Origin of the sequence: Nonomuraea sp. NPDC049625, assembly GCF_040675285.1 — a bacterium.
In the GTDB taxonomy this organism is placed as follows: Bacteria; Actinomycetota; Actinomycetes; order Streptosporangiales; family Streptosporangiaceae; genus Nonomuraea; species Nonomuraea angiospora_A.
This window is the reverse complement of sequence record NZ_JBFAOQ010000008.1, coordinates 287,435-308,655: the sequence shown is the minus strand read 5'-3', so window position 1 is coordinate 308,655 and position 21,221 is coordinate 287,435. Positions and strand designations below refer to the sequence as shown.

Genomic DNA, 21,221 nt, shown 5'->3' with positions numbered 1-21,221 from the left:
TCTCCACGTTTTCAGGGGATTGACAGGTCTCCTGCCAGATGGATGACACACCTCCGCTCAACCTGGGGCACACCAGAGAGCAAATGAGCTGATCATGGACGGTCGTGGAGAGACTGACTCCCGTATCTGCGACAGATTTGGGAAACGCCTCTGAGGCTCAGCGTGTGACGCGCAAGGCCCACTCGACTGAGTCCGGGGCCTGGATTCGTACCGTCAGGGTCTCCCTCTGGCCGAGGTCGAGCCGGTTCATGATGGGGCTGATCAGGTTGTCGAGGCAGGTGAAGGGCATGTTATAGCCCGGCTCGAGGATGATCTCCGCCTTGCCCTTTCCCCGGCAGTTGAACAGCACCCAGAGCTCGTTCTTTCCGGATGGGATGTCGCCGACGACCATGGACCCTCTTCTCGGCCCTGCCTTGAGGACGGTTTTTGTGCCCGCGTCCATGCCTGGCATGCGGAGTGGCGTGAGGTTGGGCGGTGGTGGTGTGGTCACTGCGGTCTCGGTCGGGACGGCCGACGAGGTGGTGCCTCGCCGGTCCGGCACCGGATTCGCTGGAGGCAGGGCCGCGCAGGCCACCGCCAAGCCGATGATGGTGCAGGAAGCAAGGAGAGGCACTACCTGTCGGATTGTCATGTCGAGATCACCTTTGCTTGACGTACCAGCCGACCTGCCAGGGGGTCCACGCGGTCACGTGTCGCCGACGGCTTTGGCCGCAAACCTGGTAAATGCCGTTGGTCTTCTTGCGCCATACGCCGTACGTGGCGAGCGTCGTTTTGCGCGGCGGGGTCGGGACGGCGATCTGGTTCCCCAACGAGGCCGTCAGGCTTGCGGACAGGTTGACGCCTGCGGCCACTTCGGCGCCCGCGATGAGCCTGTCCACCTTCAGGCTGCCAGAGACGTTCCAGGAGATCGAGACGGTTCCGGACACCGTGGCGGTGAAGGTCGATGTGGCGGCGCGGGACGTTCCGTTGTGATTGGACTGCGTCGGGCCGACGGCCTTGTGGCTGTTGCTGTACGTGGAGACCCGGTAGGTGGCGTCTCCCGTCCGGCAGGCCATGGTCATCGAGGGAGGGGCCTCTTTGGCGGGGAAGATTTCCGTCTCGTTGTCGTATCCGACCACAACGTTGGGATTGTCCGGAAGCGGCTGAGGATCGTCGGCGAATGCTGGGGGCGCGCCAAGCATCGCGAACGGCGCGATCAGAGTGGCCGGTAAGAGCGTGCGTTTCATGGACATAGCGGGTAGGCTCCCCTTGCATCGAATGGTGCTCCACGGGCGGGGATCGTTGGTCGCGGCACCCGTCCGTGCAGCTGCTGGGTCTTTGCCGGCGTTTCCGTCGGGCGTTGACAGTTACTCACGCTGACAAATGGCAATCAACCTCTTGCGCTGCGTTGATCCACGTGCTAGCGGCGCCCGCAAGGCTGGATTTCGGCTACGACTGCCAGCTCGACGGCGCGATTAACAGCCGTTTGCAGGTTTATCAAATGCCACTCCTGCCGAGTTATGGACACCCGTTTACTGGTACTCCATAACAAAAGCTCACACCATTGCCGGAATTAATAAGAAACGTCCCCTTTCTGGCTGTTGTGGGCTGGGTGTCCTTGACATCAATCCGCGTGGCCTTCTCCGAGAACTGTGCGCCTGCCGAAAATTACATCCATGCAGTTCAAGTGGCATGTTCGTACTCGTGCACGACTCCTCCGAGCCGGTCACGTCGGCGTACGTTGAGGTTGTCGATCATGGCTGGATCGGTGATTGGGCCCGGAACGGAGCGTAGTGGAGCCGCTTGGCTCATGCCTTGGTGGCTCGGTGCTGGTTGTAGAAGTGTTCGTACTCGCGCAGGGCGTGGCGCAGGTGGTGTTCATTCCAGAGCAGGCAACGGCCGAGGAGGTCGTGGCGGGACTGCACCCAGCGTTCCACGATTGAGTTCATGCGAGGTATTCGGATGCCGGTGAGTACGGTCTGGATGCCTGCGTCGGCGAGGATCTCGTCCATGAGGGCGGGGAACTTCCCATCCCTGTCTCGGATCAGAAAGCGTGCCTGGCAGCCCGCATCTTCCAGATCCATCACGAGATTCTTCATCGCCTGGATCACCTGGTTCCCGCTCGGGTGAGCGGTGGTGCCCAGCACGTGGACGTGCCGAGCGGCGTGCTCGATGACAGCCAGGACGTACTAACGCTGGCCGCTGAGCGTGATGGTCTCGATGAAATCGCAGGCCAGCAGTGCGTCTGCTTTAGAGCGCAGGAAATCGGCCCACGTGGTGGACGCCCGCTCGGGCGCCGGATCAAGACCTTCCTGCTTGAGGATCTCCCAGACCGTGGACGGTGCGACCTTGATGCCGAGCGTGGTGAGTTCACCATGCACCCGCCGATATCCCCAGCCGGGGTTCTCCCGAACCAGGCGCAGGACGAGAGTGCGGATGGAGCGGACCGTGGGTGGGCGCCCAGGCTGCTTCGGCCGGCAGGTGCGGGCATGACGCCGTTGTATCCAGATCGCGGCGCCAGCGCTGGACGGTGTCTGGCCGGACGAGGAGTCGCAGTCGGCGCAGGACCTCGCGGGGCAACGAGGTCAGCAGGGCGGTAAGAAAGGCTCGGTCCTCAGGTGCGAATCCTTGTCCCGATCGCCCATGGGCAGCAACCGCAGCGCGGCGAACGTGTTCGTGATGGTGAGGTAGGCCAGGCGAAGGAGCACGGCTGATCATCATGCCGCACTTGGTTCCGTCTCCTGGATGGCCGGAGCTCGCGCACACCACGCGAAGCTCTCGCACGGTCATGACCTGGGCGGATGTAATTATGGGCAGGCGCACTGCGCAGCGGCCTGAGGCCTCCTCGACCTATCACTTCAGTATTCGGCGAATATTCCCTCGGGGATGACCATGAATGACTTTGATCGCGACGAGTTTGTGAGCCTGGAAGAACAGATCCGGCGAACTCGTGAGATCCTTTGGAAGATGCCCTCTGCGCGACGACTCATTCAGACGCTCGACGCGGAGGCCGAGCAAGACGGTGAAACCTACATCAGCATGTTCGAATATCTGCTCGAGGTCGTTGCCGAAGTGTTTATGCCAGCCGTGGAGGAGGACGACGACAAGGACGTGATCAGGTGCTTCCTCGACATCTGCGAAGAGCTTCTCAGCATGAACAGCAGCCTCCTTAGGGAAAATGTCGACGATCTCGTGGCAAAGCTGCTCATTCGACATTATCCTCATCTTATTTCGCAGAGCGGTCCGCAGCTACAGAAACTCATCGCCACTCACTGAGACGATTCAGAACTCCAACAATTCGGCCATCTGCATCAGTGCACCTATGGGACAGCCAGCATAATCATGGCCCCAGCTTCCTGCGGATGAGCGTGCAAGGGGCGGCGCGGGCCTGCTCCAGCGTGCCGACCAGTCAGAGTTCGTGCAGGATCGTATCGGCGGGGTCGCCTAAGAGGGCATTTGATTTGAGTAGGTTGCGGCTTATGTCCTAGTAGGCGCCTCGTCAGGTTGGGGTGGTCTCGTCCGTTATGCGTTTGGTGAGGTTGTTGATTGATGCGAGGTGGATCATGGCTTGGGAGTTGGAGGGGAGGGTTTCATAATCGCGGGTTAAGCGGCGATAGAGCATGAGCCAGCCCAGGCTGCGTTCGACGACCCATCGGCGTTTGACGACATGGAATCCGCGGGTCTCGGGCTTTCTGGCTACGACTTCGACGTCGATGCCTAATGTGGCGCCGTGCTCGATTACGGCGTTTCTGAAGCCGGAGTCGACCCAGGTTTTCGTTATCGTCGGGTAGGCGGTTTTGGTTTGGTTGATCAGTCGTATTCCGATGACGTTGTCGGACAGGCCTGCGGCGGCGACGGTCGCGGCGAGGATGATGCCTAGGGTGTCGGTGACGATGCCTCGCTTGCGGCCGACGATCTTCTTGCTGGGGTCGGTGCCTTGGCTGGTGAGGGGCACGTTGGTGGAGGTCTTCACGCTCTGGGTGTCGATCACGCAGGCGGTTGGTTCGGCTTTTCGGCCTTCCTTGACGCGGGCCAGGCCGGTCAGTTCGTAGTTGAGCTGGGCGAAGATTCCTTCGTCGCGCCAGGCTGCGTAGTAGGTGTAGACGGTGTTGTAGGAGGGGAAGTCGGTGCGGCAGGTATTTCCAGGCGATTCCTGTTCTGTTGACGTACAGGATCGCGTTGAAGATGTCCCGTAGCTCGACGGAGGCTGGTTGGCCGGTGGGCCGGCGGTTGAGCCTGGCCTGCCGCCAGGCGGTCAAGGTGGGCTCGATTAACGCCCAGCGGGCATCGGATATGTCGCTGGGGTACGGCTTCTGCTCATTCATGGCAGAATTTTCCCCCGTACTGTGTGATCGGCGGCGGCTCTCCACCATTATGGAGTTTCTGTTTCATCTCTAGATCAGACGGAATTCGAGGTGTATATGCTCGCTAAACGGGCGCTCTCATGATCGCGCTGGTATCTATGAATGCATCGCTAGAGGGCGAATCGGACCAAAGTCTCTGGCCGCAAAGCCAGCACATCGCCACAAAACATAGAGAAACGCCCTCTGAGACCTGATTTGTCGGCACCCGCACGGGCGTTCCACCCGGGGCGCCTGCCGTTCAATGGTCCTCGCTGCCGTAGCGGCTCAAGGACGTGCCCGCAGGGCCTGCTCCCGGCCCCTCACCTGCTGTGCCCGCCTTCCGCCGGTACGGAGTGGCTTGGGGCAGGGGCGTGTCTGGTGAGGGCGAGCACCAGGATGAGCACGGCCTGTGGGGTGCCAGAACGGCGAGTACCATTTGCTGAACTGGGCGTTCGCAGGGCGATCAGGCCGCTTTCCGGTACTCGCTGATCAGTCCAGCGACGGTCCTTCGACGGTGCATCCGGGAGGCCATGTCGATCACCTCACCAGGTTCGTGCAACGGCGGGCGAAGCGAACGGCTTTGATGCGGGCGATGGTGGTTGAAATGGCGGTCAGGCCGCCGACCGAGTAGGCGAGAGATGCGGCGGACTCGCGGCCGGCAACGTCCGGTCGTACTCGACTCTCCACCGAATCCGCTCCGCGACCGCCCGCATGCGCAGGTGATCCTGAGGCGGCCCCACCGCCGCCAACGACTCCAGAACGAACGCCTTCCGGTCGGCCCCGGTGGTCGGCGAGCGTTTCCCGGACCACTTCCGCGGCACGAGCAGCCGCCAGTCGGGCAGAGCGAGCGTGGTTCGACGGTGAGCGCGCCTTTGCGGTGCCCCGGATGCGTCCGATACCCAGCTCACCCCACACCACGAGTCCGGAATCCGTACCTTCCGACGCCCGAGCGAGGTCCGCGGCCAACCAGCCCAGCTCGACTGACACCACCGCCATGATGGCCAGGCTGATCCCCGACTGGAACAGCAGCTCGTGCGGGTCTCGACGCGCCGGCGGGAGGACCGCGCTCACAACTCGCAGGCGATGCAAGCCGCCGGGGCCGATCGTCGCGGGCCTCCTGCCGCCGTGCGCGCCACACGCCTGTCACCGACAGGCCGCACGTCTGTCGCCGACAGAGCGCTGAGAACGGTGTGATCGCCGACCTGGCCGGGGCTGGATGTCAGCTCGGCAAGACGTCCCGGTCGAAGATGTCGATCGGCAGGTAGAGCGTCACCGTCGGATTGGGAATGGTGACGATGCAGCTGACGCGGATCTCGACGGGCGCGACGCTCAGGATCACGTACGCCTGCTCGCCGCTGTAGCCCAGCCCTGTCAGGTAGTCCACGGCCCGGCGCACCGCCTCTTGGGCGGCGAAGCTCGCGTCCTGATACCGCTGCTCCTTGCCGCGGAAGCAGAAACCGGTGAAGCCGAGATAGCGGTCGGCACCGAACTGCGCGACCAGGGGCGCCGGACGGACGATCGGCGTGGTGATTCGGTGACGGGCCATGCCGTTCTTGATCAGACGCAGCCGTAGCCAGGTGCGGCCGTCCATCTCCATCGCGTTGAAGCTGCACTCCCCGTCCGCTGCCGCGAGATGGTGGTCGCCGAGCGACAGTAGTGCGCCCTCCACGAACACTGGGAAGTAGACCGTGGCCCCCGGACCGAGAGTGTTGATATCCATGTTGCCGCCGTTCTCCCGGGGCGGCTGGGTTCGGGCCGCCATCCGGGCGGCGTCGGCTCCGAGGCCGCGCAGCAACGCGTTGCGCGGATCCGGGGGGAAGGCGCGATCGTCGGCGTACAGGGGCTTCTCGCGCTCGTCCCACAGGCGCATCAGCTCGTACGATGGCGCGACCCCCATGGTTCCGGCATGGGGCTGGGCGGGGATGCGCACGCCTGGCACCTCCGGCGACTCGGCGATGCCGCCGCGGGCGTACCACGTCGAGCGATAACCGTCAGGGAAGATCTCGCCAAGTAGTCCGGGCGTGCCGGGCAGGATGTTGGCGAAGGCGATGCCGCTCAGCGGTTCGACGCCGAGCACCTCCGCGACCAGCACGTCACCGGGCCGTGCGCCGTCGACGTGCACCGGGCCGGTCAGCGGATGCATGCGGGACAGATCGACGTGGCGCAACTCGTCGAGACTGCCGTTGTCGTGGATCTGGTAGTCGTCATAAGCGGCTGACTCCAGGATCACCTCGCCGCCTGGATCCACCGTCACGGCCGGTGGGATCTCGGGATGCCAGCGGTTGTGCCCGATCTTGGGCTGATCGGCGAGCGGGACCCCGACCTGGCAGGTCAGCCGGGGCACATCCAAATAGCGGTCGCTGTAACGGGAAAGCGGCTCCATCATGGTCCTTGCTGGTCGAAGGGGGCGTGACGCGGTCCTCACTGGTGAGGGACCGCTGTGAAGCGCACTTCGGTGAAGGGCGCACGCCATGCGGTGACCTCGGCCGCCAGCGTGGCCGGCACGCTGTCGGAGGCGAGAGCACGGGCGATGAAGGCGGCCAGAGCGGGCATGTCGTCCTCGTTCATGCCGATACGGGTGATCTCCGGGGTGCCGAGCCGCAGGCCGTTCAGGTCGCCGGCCACCGGCGCCATAGGCAGGCCGATGCCGCATGCGAGCAGGTTGGCGACTCGCAGTCGGCGGGAGGCGCACTGCCCTCCGCCGAAGCGGTGGGCGGGCACGGCGAACTGGTGCGACCTGGTCCCATCCGCGAACACCGGCACATCCAGTGCTCGCAGTTCGGCCGCGAGCCGGGCCGCGTTCGCCACCATCGCCTGCGCGTAGGCGGCCCCCTCCGCCTGCCAGTCGAGCATCGTGACGGCCAATGCGGCGATGCGACCGGCGTCGGAGTTGGCGGTCAACCCGGGGTAGGCGATGGCGTCAAGACGCTGCGCCAGTTCCTCATCGTCCGTGACCACCAGCCCGCCGGGCGGCCCCCCAAGGCTCTTGTACGTGCTCATCGTGACCAGGTGCGCGCCCTCGCGCAGCGGGTTCGGCCAGACCCCACCGGCGATGATGCCGCACATGTGGGCGGCATCGCAGAGCACGCGTGCTCCGGCGGAGTCGGCGATCTCCCGCACGGCCGCGATCGGGTGGGGGAAGAGGTTGAGGCTGCCACCAATGGTGATCAACTTCGGACGGAACCGCATGGCCATTTCCCGCAGCCCGGTCAGGTCGACCGTGTAGCCGCCCACGTCGGTGGGGGCGGGAACGGTGGTGAGTCCGTACAGTCCGGCGGCGCCCTCAGCGTGGTGGGTGACGTGGCCGCCGACGCTCGTGGGTGGAACGATGATCGTGTCGCCGGGGCGGCAGGTCGCCATGAAGGCGTACAGGTTGGCAAGCGCGCCGGAGCCGACGCGGACCTCGGCGTAGTCGGCGTCGAAGACCTGCGCGGCCAGCTCGGCGGCGATGATCTCGATCCGTTCGATGGCCTCCAGGCCCGTCTCGTACTTCTCGGCCGGATGGCCGAGTGAGGGACGTGTGCCGAGCCCAGCCGAGAGCAGCGCCTCGGCCCGGGGATTCATGACGTTCGTCGCAGGATTGAGATTGACCGCCTCAGCCTGGTGAATGCGGTCATTCCAGGCCACCAGACGGCCGATCTCCTCCAACGTGGCGGCGGGGGATCGCCCGGCCACGGCGCCTGCTACCTCGCGCGTCAGCCGTTCGGTCGCGGCGGAGATCCAGGGACGGGGAAAGCGGGCACGCATCACGGTCTCATCTCCCGGTTCGGGCTCGTGCGGTTCGACGGTAAGCAGCGACAGGCGGCCGGCACATCGGATCGACGCCGAGATCGTGCCGTATCGGTCTCGACATTTGTCGCACGGCGGAGGGAGAGTCATGCATGGATCTTCAAGACCTGCTCGAAGACCTCGCTCAGCGGCTGGGCCGCGGACTGTTCGTCGACTCGACGGATGGCCGAATGCTCGGCTACAGCAAGCAGGACGCGCACGCGGACCCGGCCCGCGTCGCCTCGGTCATGTCGCGCCGGGTCGCGCCTGAGATTCGTGAGTGGCAGAACCGGTACGGGATCTCCAAGGCCACGAAGGTCGTCCGCCTGCCCCCGAACGCCGAGCTCGGCATACGGGCTCGCTTCTGTGTCCCCATCCGGCGTGATGGGCGATGCCTCGGCTATCTGTGGGCCTCCGCGGACGGTAAGGCGCTCGACGAGACTGCGCTCGGCGCGCTGCAGGGTGCCGCCGCCGAACTGGCCCGGGTCCTGGCAGGGCGGGGCGACGAGCGCGAGGACTTGATCCGCTGGTTGCTCGATCCGGACCGAACCGGGGAAGGAGCCCGTGATCGGCTGGCTGTGCTCGAGCCGTCGCTGCTCTCCTCCGAGGTTCTCATCTGCGTCGGCGTGCCGATCAGTCGCCACCGCCAGCAGGTGCCCGCCTTGTCCGCCGCCGAGCTGGAGCGCCTCGGCACGGCTCTACCGCGGGCGCTTCCTTGCTTCGTCGCTCCCACGCACGTGACCGCCCTGCTCTTGTCTGGTCCCAACGGTCCCAGCGGTCCCATGGCCTTGGACGAGGCGCTGCGCAAGTCCGCCCGTCGTCCCTTCGCCATCGGGATCGGTGACCCGGTGCCTTTCGAAGTTCGCGCGGTGCGCGAGGCGTACGGACAAGCCAGGGCGGCGGCCGGGGTGGCCGCGCTGGATCCGGCCTTGCCGCGCGTTCTACCGTGGTCGGGCGCCGGGCCGTACCGCATGTTGCTTCCCGTCGCGCCGGGGCCTGATCCCGTGCTCGTCCCGCTTGAAAACGATGAAGAGCTTGTGCGGACCCTGGAGACGTACCTCGATGCCGGCTGTGATGTCCAGCGCACGGCGGCGTCGCTGCATCTGCACCGCACCACGGTGTACTACCGGCTCGACCGGATAGCCACGACCCTCGGGGCGGATCTTCGCGACGGGCTGGTGCGCTCCCACCTGCACCTCGCCTTGAAGGCACGTCGTCTCAGCGGCCGGCCCTCAAACGGGCACTCCTGGTGATCTGAGCGGAGACATTGATCGTGACCGCCACGACGTTCTCCTCCGGCGGGTCGTTGACGGTCCCCGCTCCGGGAGCGGCGATCACACGCGGGTTTGGGAGCGCCGCCGTGGCTCAGGTCCTGTCACGTGGACAAGAGCCTCCCCACCGCGGTTGATCGCTCCGATGACGCCGCGACCGTTCCGATCCGCGCACAGCAAAATCCCAGTTCAGAGCACGAAATCGTGTTTCTGAGCGGGACGCGCATAGGCGCTTTGAAGAACGTGCAGCTCAAGCCCTATGCAACGGGATTGGCTCGGCGCCGCTCCGCGAGGCGCGCAAGCGGCTCAACTCCTGCCCGTTCCGCTGACGGCCTTCACATTGCTCCCATGAGCATCTATCGGTTTAAGTGGTTTGCAAGTGGCACAATACAGACTCTCCTCACGAATCACGCTGCCGTCCGCTTGGACGGCACGAAGGGAAGACATCATGCAGCTAGGCAAGAGGCTCACTGCTATGGCCGCTTGCGTCTTTATGGCGAGCGGGGTGCTGGCTACGGCGTCTCCCGTGGCAGCTGTTGCGGCTACATCGGCTACTGCGGGGGAAAGTCAAGCACGTTATTATTACGGTGCCATCGCTGTGGCGCGGAACGGCCGGACCGGCAGGTCCTGGGACTACAGAACACTGGCTTCCGCCAAACGGCGGGCACTGAGAGAATGCGGCCGCTCCAGCTGCAAAGTCCTTGTCACCTTCGTCAACGGGTGCGGCGCCGTCGCCTACAATTCCAGGAGAAACGTCTTTTGGGGCGGCAGGGGGAGCACGCCCGCCAGGGCGAAGAGGAACGCCGTAGCCAATGCGGGCGGCGGTCGCTGGATCGCCTATCAATGCACCAGGCGATGGGGATAACGCTGGTACGGCAGCCATTTTTGGTTGGTTGAGCTGGATGTATGCGGTGGTCAGGCGGGCGCGTGCTTGGTGGCGGCGTCGCCAGGGTGACCAGTGGGCGGCGTGTTCCAGGGACGGTGCGTGGCCGGTGACGGCGTTGAACAGTGCGCCTGCCGAAAACTCCGTCCGTGCAGTTCAAGCGGCACGGGAGTATTCGTGAAGAACCCCACCCAGCCGGTCTCGTCGGCGTACGTTCAGGTCGACGATTCCAGCCGGATCCGGGACGGCGCTTAGCGGAGCCGCCTGAGCCAGGACTTGATGGGCCCGATGCCGGTTGTTGAACGCCTCGTCAGCTGCCGATCTGGTACTCGTGGATGAGGCCGCCGAGGATGGCTCTGCGGTGGACTCTTGATGACCCGCAGGCCGGCGCCGGTGAACACCCGAGTAACGGCGTACGATCCCAGGCGACCCTGACCAGCAGCTTGGTGCTCCTCAGCCTCATGCTCTTCGGACTGAGCCTCGCAGGTCAAAACAGCGCTCCTCGTGAAGCCCATGGCCGTCCTCGGCCATGGGCTGGAGGCCGTGTGAGGGCGGAGTAGGCGGAGGTGCCACCGCCTACTCCGTCCCGATCTCGATGCCCGCGCTCCGGCAGAGCTAGAGAAGCCCTCTGGAGGTGAACGCGGCACGTACGGCTGCCGCGGCAGTGTCACCGCCGTGCCGTTGTGCCGCGTTCACCGCGGCCTCGGCCGCCGCCTTGAAGGTGGTGTCCTTGGCGAAGTCGAACTGCGCGTCGATGATGACCGTGCTGCCCAGCGTGTCACCAAGCCTGGTGCGGATGTCGTACAGGGCTGACGACCAGATCTCGCCGTCCGCGTGCACCTCGCCGACCATGTCCTCGGGGTAGTGCTTGGTGCCGTCCAGTCGGCGCAGGCAGTGCGGGGCCCTTGACGTGTAGGAGACCGAGTCCCAGTCGGCCACGCATGCCTCGGGAGTCCGCGTGGGTACGCCGGTCTTCCAGCTGCTGACGGCCACGGCGAGGTAGTCGCCGAAGGCCTCACCGATCGCGCCCGACTCCAGGGTCGTGCCGAAGCCGGTCACCTGGCCGTCCTGCACGGAGTGGCCGTACTCATGGACGATCACCTCGCCGTCCTCGGCGTCGTCCACGCCACCCTTGCCGAGGGTGATGTTGGCCTTGTCCTCCCTGAAGAAGGAGTTGTCGCCGCCGTACTGGTTGATCCGCAGCTCGATCTGACGCTGGTTCACCGGGCGCAGCCGGGACCCGAAGCCCAGTGACTGGATGTAGTGCTGGGCGGTGGTGACCCAGTAGTAGCCCATGACCTGCTCGAACTGGTCGGTGTCGCGGTGCCAGGTCGGGAAGGCCCCGTTCACGGTCTTGGCGGCCTTGCCGGTCTCGCTCTTGACCGTGACGTAGCGCCCGGTGAGGGTGCCGGAGCTGTCCAGGTCGGTGAGGGTGACGGTGCGGTACGCCGGTGCGAAGGCCGCGCCGTCGCGGTCGTGGTCGTCGACGAGGGACTCGTCGCCCGTGCTCTGGACCGCGTTGGGGTAGAAGACGGTGGCGGTCGGTTCGGTCGTGGCCTGGGCGGTGCCCGGCGTGAGGAGCGCCGTGATGGTGCCGAACGCCAAACAGGCCGCAGCCATACGACGTTGGGGGGTGCTCACCGTAGATCCTCCAATTGGTGGGAATCCGGTGAACTTACGGGATAAATGATCCTTTTGTCACCCCCGTGTCGGTGCGGCGACGTTTGTCCCCATCGACGTTCAGAGAGAACCGGGTCAACGTCTGATCGAATCGACTCCCCGCATGGGGAGGCGGCGCCGCGGGAATGGCACCTCCTGGCCTGGAGGGCGCCGGAGGGAAGGCACTCCTCCCGGCCGGATGTACTGCCCCCGTCGCGCCACCCGATGAGACAGGAGGCTTCACCGTGAACCCCACCATGTCCGTGAGCGAAGCCGGGCGAACGTTTGCCAGGCCCGCCGCGTACACCGACGAGACCCGCCTCCACGAGGCACTCGCGCTGCTGCGCCGTGAATCTCCCGTCCATCGCGTGGAGGTCCCCGGATACACCCCGTTCTGGGCGGTCACCCGCCACGCCGACGTGCTGGAGATCGAGCGGGACCACACCCTGTGGCTCAGCGCCCCGCGCCCCGTGCTGAGGACCGCGGACCTCGACGCCGCACTCGAAACGCGCCGGGCGCGGGGGACCGCGCTGAGGAGCATCGTCCATATGGACGATCCGGAGCACCGCGTCCTGCGCGCCGTCGGGGCCGACTGGTTCCGCCCCAAGGCCATGCGTGCCCTGGAGATGCGGGTCCGAGAGCTCGCCCGCCTGCACGTGGACCGGATGGCAGAGTACGGCGGCGCGTGCGACTTCGCCCGCCAAGTCGCCGTGCACTATCCGCTCTACGTCATCCTTACCCTGCTGGGCCTGCCCGAGTCGGACTTCCCGCGCATGCTGCGGCTCACGCAGGAGCTGTTCGGCCAGCACGACGAGGAGACCGGGCGCGGCGGCAGTCCGCAGGGCCACACCTCCGTGCTGGAGGACCTCTTCGCCTACTTCCACGAGCTGACGGCCGAGCGCAGGGCCAGGCCGACTGGCGACCTCACCTCGGAGATCGCCAACGCCCGCATCGACGGCCGGCCGCTGGACGACAACACCGCCGCCTCCTACTACATCCTCATTGCCACGGCCGGGCACGACACCACCAGCTCCACCATCGCGGGCGGCCTGGAGGCGCTCATCCGGCACCCGGACGAGCTGCGGCGACTGCGGGACGACCCCGGCCTGCTGCCGACGGCCGTCGAGGAGATGATCCGGTGGGTGAGCCCTGTGAAGGAGTTCATGCGCACCGCCTCCGCTGACACGCAGGTCAACGGCACGCCAATCAGGAAGGGCGAATCCGTGCTGCTGTCGTACCCGTCGGCCAACAGGGACGAGGAGGTCTTCGCCGAACCGTTCCGCTTCGACGTCGGCCGCGACCCCAACAGGCACCTGGCCTTCGGCTTCGGCATCCACTACTGCCTGGGCGCCGCGCTCGCCCGCATGGAGATCCGCGCGCTCTTCGCCGAACTCGTCCCCAGGCTGGCGAGCGTCGAGCTCGGCGGCGAGCCTGTGTGGACCGCCACCACATTCGTCGGCGGGCTCAAACGCCTCCCCATCCGCTACGTCATGAAGGACGGCTGAGCGTGCCGACTCGGGCGAGACCGCCGACCGCAACAGCGGAGACAGGATCAGGGGTGGCTGTCGTCATCGGTGGAATGATCGTGAGTGATGTCGGCCGTGCTCGTACGCCCTGTTGTCCCACCACACGGGCGAGAACCTGCAATGCTGAGCAACCCATGGTGGACAACACGGTCCAGATGACCTGTGAGCGAGCCGGCGCGGTGCTTGCGCACTGCGCCGGTGGCTTCCTCGACACGGTGGCCTTCGCAGCTCTCGGCGAGCGCGACTATCTCGACATAAAGATCGTCCAGACCCTGAAATGGCCGATGGTGAGCCTGCTGCTGGAGGACGTGCGGCACGTCACCGTCGACAAGGGTCCGGACATCGCATCGTCACTCGTCGACGAGATCACTCTCACGCCGCTGTTGCGCACGGCCACGACATGGCCCAGTGAAGCCGACGGACTGGTGACTCGTTTCGACGGTCTGCCTGACTTGTACTGGCTAAGGCTGGTCGGGCCGACGATGATCACGGCGGTGGGAGCCATCATGACCGTCTCCACCTCCCCGGACTTCTCAACCCTGGCCTGACCCGCGAGCGAAAAGCAGGAGGAGAGGTTGTCGCAGTCCGAGCGAACGATCAGCCAGTGGTGCAGCGCGTCATAACTCGCGCGTAGGGTCTGATCTGGGGTTTCGCTGATCGGGCCAGGCGGCTCGGCGGTACTCGTTGATCGCTCCTCCGAGTATCTCGTGGTGTTCGATCTGGCCTTCCATGGACACCACTGCCTGTTCGTTTTGATCGGGTGGTCGGTGGCCGTGGTAGTGATCGATGTACTCGTTCAGAACCGAGCGCAGGCGACGTTCACCGTAGATCAGCATGCGGTCGGTGCACTTGGCGCGACCGTCCTGATCCAGGCGCTGCAGGAAGATCGTCCCAACGTGGAAGAAGGCCGATGTGGGTAGGTCCAGGCCCGTCGTAGCAAACGACGATGCCACGCCGGCAGCCACCGGGCCAAGGCCGCCAGGACGGCTCGATCGGCCCAGTCAAGCAGGCGGACAAGCACAAGACGCGATCTTGTCTGCAGGGACGGGGCCCGTCCAACCACAGGTCAGAGCCATCATGGCTGCGTTCTGACGCGGCACAGGGGTGACCCGGCCGGGTCCGCTGATGTGAGGGTTCAGACGAATGGCCGGGTTCACTCGGGGGCGGGCCCCCGCTCCTCGGCCGCCCGGCGTCCGAGCAGCTTGTCGATGCTGCGGCGTTCGCGTTTGGTGGGACGGCCCGCGCCACGAGCCCGGACGGCCACCGTCACCGTCTCCTCGCGCGGAGGAGGCGGAGGGCTCTTGTCGACGTAGCACTCGGCGGCCACGGCGGCGCCGACGCGCTTGGTGATGATCCGGGAGACGACCACAATGCGTTCGCGCCCCTCGTGCCGCAGCCGGACCTCATCACCGACCCGGACGACGTGCGCGGGCTTGACCCGTACCCCGTTGACCCGGACGTGACCGCCCCGGCAGGCGTCGGACGCGATCGAACGGGTCCTGGTCAGCCGCACCGACCAGATCCAGCTGTCCACCCGCGCACTCACCTGCTCACCTGACACCCCGACACTGTACTGAGTGACGTGACAACCCGTCGATCGCGCGACAGGAGGCTCACGGCTCGGACGGCGTGCCGAGTTCCGGGACGACGCCCTGGATCTCGGTCTCGATGACGGCGATGTCGTTCTGGATCCCGATGACGAGCACGAACTCGTGCCCCTCGCCGAGGGCCGGCGCGGCCAACGGCGCCCCGATGACGTCGACGGGCTCGGCCAACTCCAGCACCGTGGCGGTGGACCCGCGCAGCGCGACCGTGGCCGAACGCCCGTGTACCCCGCCGAAAGGCAGGTCGGCCAGTATCTCGGCCGACGACGGAGACCCGAGGGCGAGAATCCGGCGCGGGCCCAGCAGTACGCCGGCCGTGCCGTCGGACAGACGGGCCAGCCACGACGGCCGCTCGGCAGCCCGGCTCCGCGGCGAGGCGGAGCGGTGCGCCGGCATGTGGACGTGGACGCCGCCGCTGACGGACCCGGCCTGGACGAGGGCCCCGTGTACGTCGCCGGTCACGACGTTGACCGTGTGGTCCTGGCCCCTCCCGTCCATGCGGCCATCGTCGCAGAAAGCACTTCTCCCCGCCGGGGGTTGTGGTCACTCCGGCTGGTCGCTGACCTTAGAGGTCGCCTCGATACGTTCGAGCAGGGGCGGGCTCCAATGGTGCCGTAGGCGGCCTGCAGCCGTGGCAGCCGCCAGTCGTGGCCGGTGACGACGCGACGGCACGAAGGCGTGTCACAACGGCAGGCCATCGACCACGCTTCGACACCGGTGTGCGTGGCGTAGTCGATGGTGAGCTCCTCGCCTGGATCGATGTCGCGTCGTGCGATCACCGTTGTCGCGTCACGGTGCCAGAGAGTGGGGTCGCAGGAGTGGTTGCCGTAGCGCACCGGGTGAGCGGGATCGAGAAGCAGGTGGACGCCTTCGGCGACGGTGAGGCTGCTGTAGGGCGGTGTGAGGCGGGCCAGGGTCTCATCGCCGATGACGCGTCCGCCGAGCCGCATCACGACCTCGTCCTGGCGGATCTGCTTGACGGCGAACAGACCGGTGCCGTGGATCGAGGAGAGCCGGGGCCGAGCGCTTGAGGTGAGCCAACATTCGGCCTCGTAGGTCCAGCTCATCATGGGCGGGCCGTCAGGGTTCCTGTGTGGCGGTCGCGGGCGGCGGTGCGAGGAGTTCGTGGATGAGCGGGACGGCCAGGCGCAGGACGTCGTCCAGCGGGGCGCCGGCCAGATCGGGAGTGCGCAGCAGGTGGCGGTGGAAGGTGATGCCGAACATGACGGCCCCGGCCAGCGCCGCCCGCAGCCGGGGGTCCGGGCCCTCCAGGTGGAAGGCGATGCGGTCGATGGCCTCGGCGGTGATGTGCCTGCGTAGCAGGTCGGCGGCCTCATCGCTGGTCAGGCTGGTACGCAGGAGCACGGCCATGGGGCTGTCGGGGGCGGCGGCCCAGCGTTCGAGCATGGCGCGCAGGTACCTTTCCGCCGAGGCCGCCGGGTCACCCTCGACAGTGAGCGCGTCCACGTTGATGCGGAGGTCGAGGGCCTCGCGGAAGAGTCGCTCCTTGGTGCCGAAATACTGGATCACCGAGGACTTGTCCACCTGCGCCTCGGCGGCGATGGCCCGGATGGTGGCGCGGTCGTAGCCCACCTCGCCGAACACCCGCCGCCCTGCCTCCAGGATGCGGCGGCGGGTGCGCTCGCCCTTTCTCTCACCGTTGCCGGCCTGCTCGATGACATCGGTCACTGCTGGTCACCTCTTCCTGCGCAGGCCGATGCTATCGACTACCGGCCTGTCAGCCGCCGGGCCGCCCGAGCGGGAAGCCGGACATGTCGCCCGCCTTCATCCGCTCGAACGCCTGCCGCATCGACTCGGCGTCGTTCAGATGCGGGAACGGCTCGTCGACCGGGACGTCCACGCCGAGGAAGGCGCACAGCGGCTCCCACCCCTCCCGCACGTCGAACACCAGCAGCCGATCCGCCGGGATGCTCTGCTTCACCGTCTCCACGTGCCGGTTGAAGGCCGCGACGACCAGCTCCTCGTCGCCGGGGTCGTTCCCGAAGGTCCAGTCGGGGCCGAAAAGGGAGCGCCCCATCTGGTCCAGAGCGGGCCGCATGCGCTGCATGGTCGTGAAGAGCCGGCGGATCTGCTCGGGCATCTCGTCCGAAGGGGCCGGACGGTTCTCGCCGGAGAGCAGCATCCGGATGCTCGGGTCCCACTTGTGCGGGTCACGTACGGTGAGGATGACTTTCGCCTCGGGATAGGCGTCGGCCAGCTCCCGCCAGTAGAAGCTGGCGGGCCAGTCCACCTCCGCCTGGTAGCCGTCCTCGAAGACCCGGTCCCAGTCCTCTCGGGTCCGGACCTTCCCGGCGGTGGCCTCCAGCCAGTGATCGACGTGGCCGGGATGGGTCATCACCTCGACCATGTGGTAGCAGGGGGTGAAGCCCAGCCGCTCCAACGCGGCTTTCATTGACGTGGTGCCGGTGCGTGGAAGGCCCGCGCCGATGACTTTCATCATGCCGAGTTCCCCTGTCGTCCGCGATGACGGTCGCCCTCAGGCTAGGAGGACGGGCAACAAAACTCAACGGCTGTACATTTTTTCGCCGGTAGGGGATCATGCCGCGATGCCCGTGATCTTTGTTGCGCTTCGATCACGATTGCCGAATCTGCATGACTCTCCCGCATGACATCGGATGATCAATGGAGTCAAGTTTCGGAGAGAGGACACCACATGCATTTATCCGCAGTCCGGGCTGCTCTGAGCGGTGCCACCGTCGTCTGCGCGATGCTCCTCACCGCCCTCCCCGCGACCGCCTCCGTCCCACTGGCCTCGACCGCCCAGGCCGGAGTCGACCGCGGCGTGCTGCTGACCAAGGCGGATCAGCCCCCGGCCGGCGAGTCGTACGGGGACCCGTGGGTCAACCCGTACTTCGAGCCCGGCGTCACCGGCCCGACCTGCTGGGAGTACGGGCGCGGCACCGGCGCGAGCGCGGGCGTCAGCGCGAGATTCTCCACGCCGACGTGGTTCCACTCCTACAACGACGTCTGGGTCTTCCCGAGCGCGGACGGCGCGGCCGCCTTCGAACGGCAGTGGCGGGCCGACCTGGCGACCTGCGTCGACCGCAACCAGCCGGGCGAGAGCGGCTCGGCGGTGTTCGACATCACCCGGGCGGGTGAGGCGGACGGCGTGGAGGTCCTGCGGGTCACCGCCGCCACCAACCCGTACTCGACCCTGACGTACCACTTCTGGGTCGCCGTGGTCCGCCAAGGTCGCGCCGTGTACGCCGTCCAGCTCCTCGACTACCGGCACGGCGACCCGCAGCTCATGCCCTTCGACGGCACCGTCGCCAAGATCAAGGCCAAGCTGGCCGCGTACTACCCCTGAGGGCGCCCGCCGCCTCTACAGCAGGTTCGCCAGCTCGGTCCGCGAGGTGATGCCCAGCTTGGGGAAGGCGCGGTAGAGGTGGTAGCCGACGGTCCGCGGGCTGAGGAAGAGCCGGGCGGCGATCTCCCGGTTGGACGCCCCCTGCGCGGCGAGGAACACCACGTGCCGCTCCTGCGGCGTCAGCCCGCGCAGGGCTTCCGGCAGCGGCTTTGCCGGGCTCGGCTCCCCGGCCGCGCTCAGCTCGGTCGCGGCGCGCTCCGCCCAGGGGAGCCCGCCCAGCTGTTCGAACGCGGCATGCGCGGCCCGCAGGTGGGAGCGGGCCTCGGACCTGCGCCTGGTACGGCGGAGCCACTGTCCGTAGGCGAGCTCGGTCCTGGCCCGCTGGAAGGAAGCCTGGGGCGGGCCGTGCAGGTCGAGCGCGCCGACGAAGAGCGGTTCCGCCTCGCCGTCCGGCGCGACCAGCGCCCGGCACCGGAGCGCCACCGCGCCTATCCAGCGCTGGCGTGTGTCCTTCGCCCACTGCTCCAGCAGGGCGAGGGGCTCGACGGCGGCGCCGGGCAGGTCGGCCTGGACCGCCGCGTCGACCAGGTCGGCCGCGCAGCGGACCGCGATCACCGGGTGGTGCGCCGGGCCGATGACCACGCGCTCGAGGAGGTTCACAGCGGCGCCCGCCCGGCCCAGCCCCAGCTCCAGCAGGCCGAGCGCCCAGGTGGCCAGCGCCGCGCTGGCCGGCGCGTCGTGGTCGGCGCAGTGGGCCAGGCTCGACTCGGCGTAGGCCCGGCAGCGCTTCTCGTCGCCGTTCATCGCGGCGATCAGCGCGACCACGCCGCTCAGGTGGCCGACCCGGTGGGTCTGGCCGAGCTCACCGGCGAGCTTCAGCCCCTCGGTGGCCTGCCTGAGGGCTTCGGCGTTGCGGCCGCTCAGCAGGAGTGCGTGGGACTGGAGCTGCAGCGCGTACGGCAGGAGCCCCATCAGGTCCTGGTGACGGCAGTCGGTCACCAGCGTGGAGGTGAGCCGGAGCGCCGCGCCGGCGTCGGCGGCCATCAGGCCCAAAGAGGTGGCGGTGATGGCCTGCTGGGTGGCCAGGGCGGGCGTGTGCTCGACCAGCTCGCCGACGGCGGCGAAGCCGCTGAACGGGCCACCCGCCATGATCTTCGCCAGCGGGGGCAGCGACCGGGCCAGGGGAGCGGACCAGGTGGGCTGGGTCTCCGGCCACGCGACCTGCGAAGCCGCCGGCGCCGCCCAGACGGCGGCGGCGATCTGGCCGGCCAGCCCCTCGTCGCCGCTGTAGCCGAACAGGCGGATCGCGTCGGCGATCATGACGATGGCCGTCGCGTGGTCGTCGTCGTCGATCCTGGCCACCGAGTCCAGCAGCATCCGTGCGGCCTTGGCCGGCGAGCCGATCTCGGCCTCCACGGTGGCCAGCACGCGGGCGGCCGAGGCCAGCGTCGAGGGTGCGGTACTCAGCTTGGACGCGCGGGTCGCCAGGTCCGCCGCGCGGCGCAGGTGCCCCGCGTCGCACGCGGCGAGCGCGGCGGCGGCATGGTGCCGGGCGCGTAGCTCGGGGTCGGCGGTCAGCTCGGCCGCGCGCTCCAGCGCCGACGACGTCCCGATGGCCGCCAGCTCGCGCGCGATCTCCTCGTCCGGCTCCAGCGCGGCGGCGGCGAGATGCCAGACCCGCCGCTCGGGCGACGCCTCGGCCAGGGCCCGGTGTGCGGCGATGCGGGCCGAGACCGGCGCGGACTGGTAGGCGGCGACCAGGATCAGCAGGTGGCGAGGGGTGAGTCCGGTCGGCCGCACCTCGACCAGCTGGGCGGTCTCGGCAGGCTCCAGATCGGCCGGGGTCGCTCGGGCGGCGGCGAGGAGCTCGGGCTGAGGGCCGGGCATCGCTCCGGCGGTGGCGACGAGCCGGGGCTGAAAGGCGGGCATCGCTCGGGCGGCGGCGAGGAGCTCGGAGAGGGAGGCCGCGGGGTCGGCGGCGGCCAGCAGGAGGAGTGAGCGGGTCCGGTCGGGCAGCGCGCGTAAGCGCTCGCCGTACAGCTGGTCGGCCCGCCGCGAACGTCCGGGCCAGCCGGTGTGGAGGCCCAGCGGCGACAGCCTGCCCTCGACCTGCGCGGGGCCGATCCCCGCGGCCAGCTCGCGCAGGGCCAGCGGATTGCCGCGAGCATCCGCGACGATCCGCTCGCGCACCTGCGGGACGATGCCCGGCCGGCACTCGGCGACGATGTCCAGCGCCGCCTGCCTGTCGACACCCCGCAGGTCCAGCTCGTCGATCTCCCGCAGCGCGGGCAGCTCGCCCTCGGCGGCCACCAGGATCACCACGCGCGCGGCGGCGAGGCGGCGGACGCAGAAGGACAGGACCGCCAGGCTCTCCCGGTCCAGCCAGTGCGCGTCGTCGATCAGGCAGAGCACGGGCCGCCGTCCCGCCAGGTGGCGCAGGAGGTTCCAGACCGGCAGGTACGGCGAGCGCGGCCAGGCGGGTTCGCCGGGAACCTGTTCCAGGGGCTCCGGCTCGCCCAGGCGGTCGAGGAGGTCGCGCTGCCCGGCGGGCAGGTGTTTCCAGTGCGGGCGGGTGGTCGCCAGCAGCATGTGCAGGCCGCCGTACGGAAGGTGGGACTCCTCGGGGGTGCCGGAGGCGCGCAGCACGATTTGATCACGGGCGATCTCGGCCGCGAAGTCGAGCAACGCGCTCTTGCCCGCCCCGGCTTCCCCGCGGACCATCAAGGCGCCGCTCTCACCAGCGAGAAGTCGCGTGATTCCGGCCTGCTCCGCGATCCGCCCGTGCAGCACGAGGCGAGAGTACCGGACTCGTAGTTGATCTCATACCTAACCGGGAACATTCAGACGTGCTTGATCCACG

At 67.6% G+C, this 21,221-nt stretch carries 22 protein-coding genes and 1 pseudogene; 6 read left to right on the top strand and 17 right to left on the bottom strand.

Annotated elements, in window-relative coordinates; genetic code table 11:
- Positions 1 to 157: 157 nt before the first annotated feature.
- The 5 genes from AB0J87_RS33430 to AB0J87_RS33410 form a co-directional block, all read right to left on the bottom strand.
- Positions 158 to 631: a hypothetical protein gene (locus AB0J87_RS33430; RefSeq protein ID WP_363971590.1), complete on the bottom strand. Its 474-nt coding sequence runs from the start codon at positions 629 to 631 to the stop codon at positions 158 to 160.
- Between the two features lie 7 nt (positions 632 to 638).
- On the bottom strand, positions 639 to 1,226 hold the full coding sequence (locus AB0J87_RS33425; protein WP_363971588.1) for a hypothetical protein: 588 nt from the start codon (positions 1,224 to 1,226) through the stop codon (positions 639 to 641).
- A 561-nt stretch (positions 1,227 to 1,787) separates the two neighbouring features.
- Positions 1,788 to 2,126 (bottom strand): hypothetical protein, encoded by a 339-nt coding sequence (locus AB0J87_RS33420; RefSeq protein ID WP_363971586.1) that lies wholly within the window; start codon positions 2,124 to 2,126, stop codon positions 1,788 to 1,790.
- 42 nt (positions 2,127 to 2,168) lie between these two features.
- A complete protein-coding gene (locus AB0J87_RS33415; protein WP_363971584.1) occupies positions 2,169 to 2,360 on the bottom strand; it encodes a hypothetical protein in 192 nt (63 codons plus the stop codon).
- Positions 2,361 to 2,564: 204 nt separating this feature from the next.
- Entirely contained in the window at positions 2,565 to 2,687 is a 123-nt protein-coding gene (locus tag AB0J87_RS33410; RefSeq protein ID WP_355200006.1) for a hypothetical protein, read from the bottom strand.
- A gap of 178 nt (positions 2,688 to 2,865) precedes the next feature.
- On the opposite strand from AB0J87_RS33410, the gene AB0J87_RS33405 reads away from it, so the two are divergent.
- Complete coding sequence (locus tag AB0J87_RS33405) at positions 2,866 to 3,255, top strand: hypothetical protein (RefSeq protein ID WP_363971582.1); 390 nt, start codon at positions 2,866 to 2,868, stop codon at positions 3,253 to 3,255.
- Between the two features lie 223 nt (positions 3,256 to 3,478).
- Here the strand turns inward: AB0J87_RS33405 and AB0J87_RS33400 are convergent.
- From AB0J87_RS33400 to AB0J87_RS33385, 4 genes and pseudogenes are all read right to left on the bottom strand, one after another.
- Positions 3,479 to 4,304: pseudogene (locus AB0J87_RS33400) on the bottom strand (IS5 family transposase).
- A gap of 555 nt (positions 4,305 to 4,859) precedes the next feature.
- The gene (locus tag AB0J87_RS33395) at positions 4,860 to 5,393 is read right to left on the bottom strand and encodes a hypothetical protein (RefSeq protein WP_363971580.1); all 534 of its coding nucleotides are present in this window, start codon (positions 5,391 to 5,393) and stop codon (positions 4,860 to 4,862) included.
- 148 nt (positions 5,394 to 5,541) lie between these two features.
- Positions 5,542 to 6,708, bottom strand: a complete 1,167-nt coding sequence (locus AB0J87_RS33390) for an acetamidase/formamidase family protein (RefSeq protein ID WP_363971578.1) — start codon at positions 6,706 to 6,708, stop codon at positions 5,542 to 5,544.
- 35 nt (positions 6,709 to 6,743) lie between these two features.
- Positions 6,744 to 8,069, bottom strand: a complete 1,326-nt coding sequence (locus tag AB0J87_RS33385; protein ID WP_363971577.1) for an aminotransferase class I/II-fold pyridoxal phosphate-dependent enzyme — start codon at positions 8,067 to 8,069, stop codon at positions 6,744 to 6,746.
- Between the two features lie 134 nt (positions 8,070 to 8,203).
- Here AB0J87_RS33385 and AB0J87_RS33380 point away from each other — a divergent pair, with 134 nt between their 5' ends.
- Both AB0J87_RS33380 and AB0J87_RS33375 read left to right on the top strand, forming a co-directional pair.
- Complete coding sequence (locus AB0J87_RS33380; RefSeq protein ID WP_363971575.1) at positions 8,204 to 9,343, top strand: helix-turn-helix domain-containing protein; 1,140 nt, start codon at positions 8,204 to 8,206, stop codon at positions 9,341 to 9,343.
- Positions 9,344 to 9,809: 466 nt separating this feature from the next.
- A complete protein-coding gene (locus AB0J87_RS33375) occupies positions 9,810 to 10,226 on the top strand; it encodes a DUF4189 domain-containing protein (RefSeq protein WP_363971573.1) in 417 nt (138 codons plus the stop codon).
- 633 nt (positions 10,227 to 10,859) lie between these two features.
- Here the strand turns inward: AB0J87_RS33375 and AB0J87_RS33370 are convergent.
- A complete protein-coding gene (locus tag AB0J87_RS33370; protein ID WP_363971571.1) occupies positions 10,860 to 11,885 on the bottom strand; it encodes a M36 family metallopeptidase in 1,026 nt (341 codons plus the stop codon).
- Positions 11,886 to 12,148: 263 nt separating this feature from the next.
- Here AB0J87_RS33370 and AB0J87_RS33365 point away from each other — a divergent pair, with 263 nt between their 5' ends.
- Together AB0J87_RS33365 and AB0J87_RS33360 are read left to right on the top strand one after the other, a co-directional pair.
- On the top strand, positions 12,149 to 13,408 hold the full coding sequence (locus tag AB0J87_RS33365; RefSeq protein WP_363971569.1) for a cytochrome P450: 1,260 nt from the start codon (positions 12,149 to 12,151) through the stop codon (positions 13,406 to 13,408).
- 155 nt (positions 13,409 to 13,563) lie between these two features.
- Complete coding sequence (locus AB0J87_RS33360; RefSeq protein ID WP_363971567.1) at positions 13,564 to 13,977, top strand: hypothetical protein; 414 nt, start codon at positions 13,564 to 13,566, stop codon at positions 13,975 to 13,977.
- A gap of 69 nt (positions 13,978 to 14,046) precedes the next feature.
- Here the strand turns inward: AB0J87_RS33360 and AB0J87_RS33355 are convergent, their stop codons facing one another.
- From AB0J87_RS33355 to AB0J87_RS33330, 6 genes are all read right to left on the bottom strand, one after another.
- The gene (locus AB0J87_RS33355; protein ID WP_363971565.1) at positions 14,047 to 14,394 is read right to left on the bottom strand and encodes a hypothetical protein; all 348 of its coding nucleotides are present in this window, start codon (positions 14,392 to 14,394) and stop codon (positions 14,047 to 14,049) included.
- Between the two features lie 188 nt (positions 14,395 to 14,582).
- Positions 14,583 to 14,990 carry an RNA-binding S4 domain-containing protein gene (locus AB0J87_RS33350; protein WP_363971563.1) on the bottom strand — a complete coding sequence of 136 codons (408 nt, stop codon included), beginning with the start codon at positions 14,988 to 14,990 and terminating at the stop codon, positions 14,583 to 14,585.
- A 52-nt stretch (positions 14,991 to 15,042) separates the two neighbouring features.
- Positions 15,043 to 15,531 (bottom strand): hypothetical protein, encoded by a 489-nt coding sequence (locus AB0J87_RS33345; protein ID WP_363971561.1) that lies wholly within the window; start codon positions 15,529 to 15,531, stop codon positions 15,043 to 15,045.
- Positions 15,492 to 16,103 carry an SET domain-containing protein-lysine N-methyltransferase gene (locus AB0J87_RS33340; protein WP_363971559.1) on the bottom strand — a complete coding sequence of 204 codons (612 nt, stop codon included), beginning with the start codon at positions 16,101 to 16,103 and terminating at the stop codon, positions 15,492 to 15,494. The genes AB0J87_RS33345 and AB0J87_RS33340 overlap by 40 nt, the downstream gene beginning before the upstream one ends.
- Before the next feature lie 10 nt (positions 16,104 to 16,113).
- Positions 16,114 to 16,722: a TetR family transcriptional regulator gene (locus tag AB0J87_RS33335; RefSeq protein ID WP_363971557.1), complete on the bottom strand. Its 609-nt coding sequence runs from the start codon at positions 16,720 to 16,722 to the stop codon at positions 16,114 to 16,116.
- Positions 16,723 to 16,771: 49 nt separating this feature from the next.
- The gene (locus tag AB0J87_RS33330) at positions 16,772 to 17,494 is read right to left on the bottom strand and encodes a sulfotransferase family protein (RefSeq protein WP_363971555.1); all 723 of its coding nucleotides are present in this window, start codon (positions 17,492 to 17,494) and stop codon (positions 16,772 to 16,774) included.
- 213 nt (positions 17,495 to 17,707) lie between these two features.
- On the opposite strand from AB0J87_RS33330, the gene AB0J87_RS33325 reads away from it, so the two are divergent.
- The gene (locus AB0J87_RS33325) at positions 17,708 to 18,361 is read left to right on the top strand and encodes a hypothetical protein (protein WP_363971553.1); all 654 of its coding nucleotides are present in this window, start codon (positions 17,708 to 17,710) and stop codon (positions 18,359 to 18,361) included.
- A 15-nt stretch (positions 18,362 to 18,376) separates the two neighbouring features.
- Here the strand turns inward: AB0J87_RS33325 and AB0J87_RS33320 are convergent, their stop codons facing one another.
- Positions 18,377 to 21,151, bottom strand: a complete 2,775-nt coding sequence (locus tag AB0J87_RS33320; RefSeq protein WP_363971551.1) for a LuxR C-terminal-related transcriptional regulator — start codon at positions 21,149 to 21,151, stop codon at positions 18,377 to 18,379.
- Between the last annotated feature and the right edge of the window lie 70 nt (positions 21,152 to 21,221).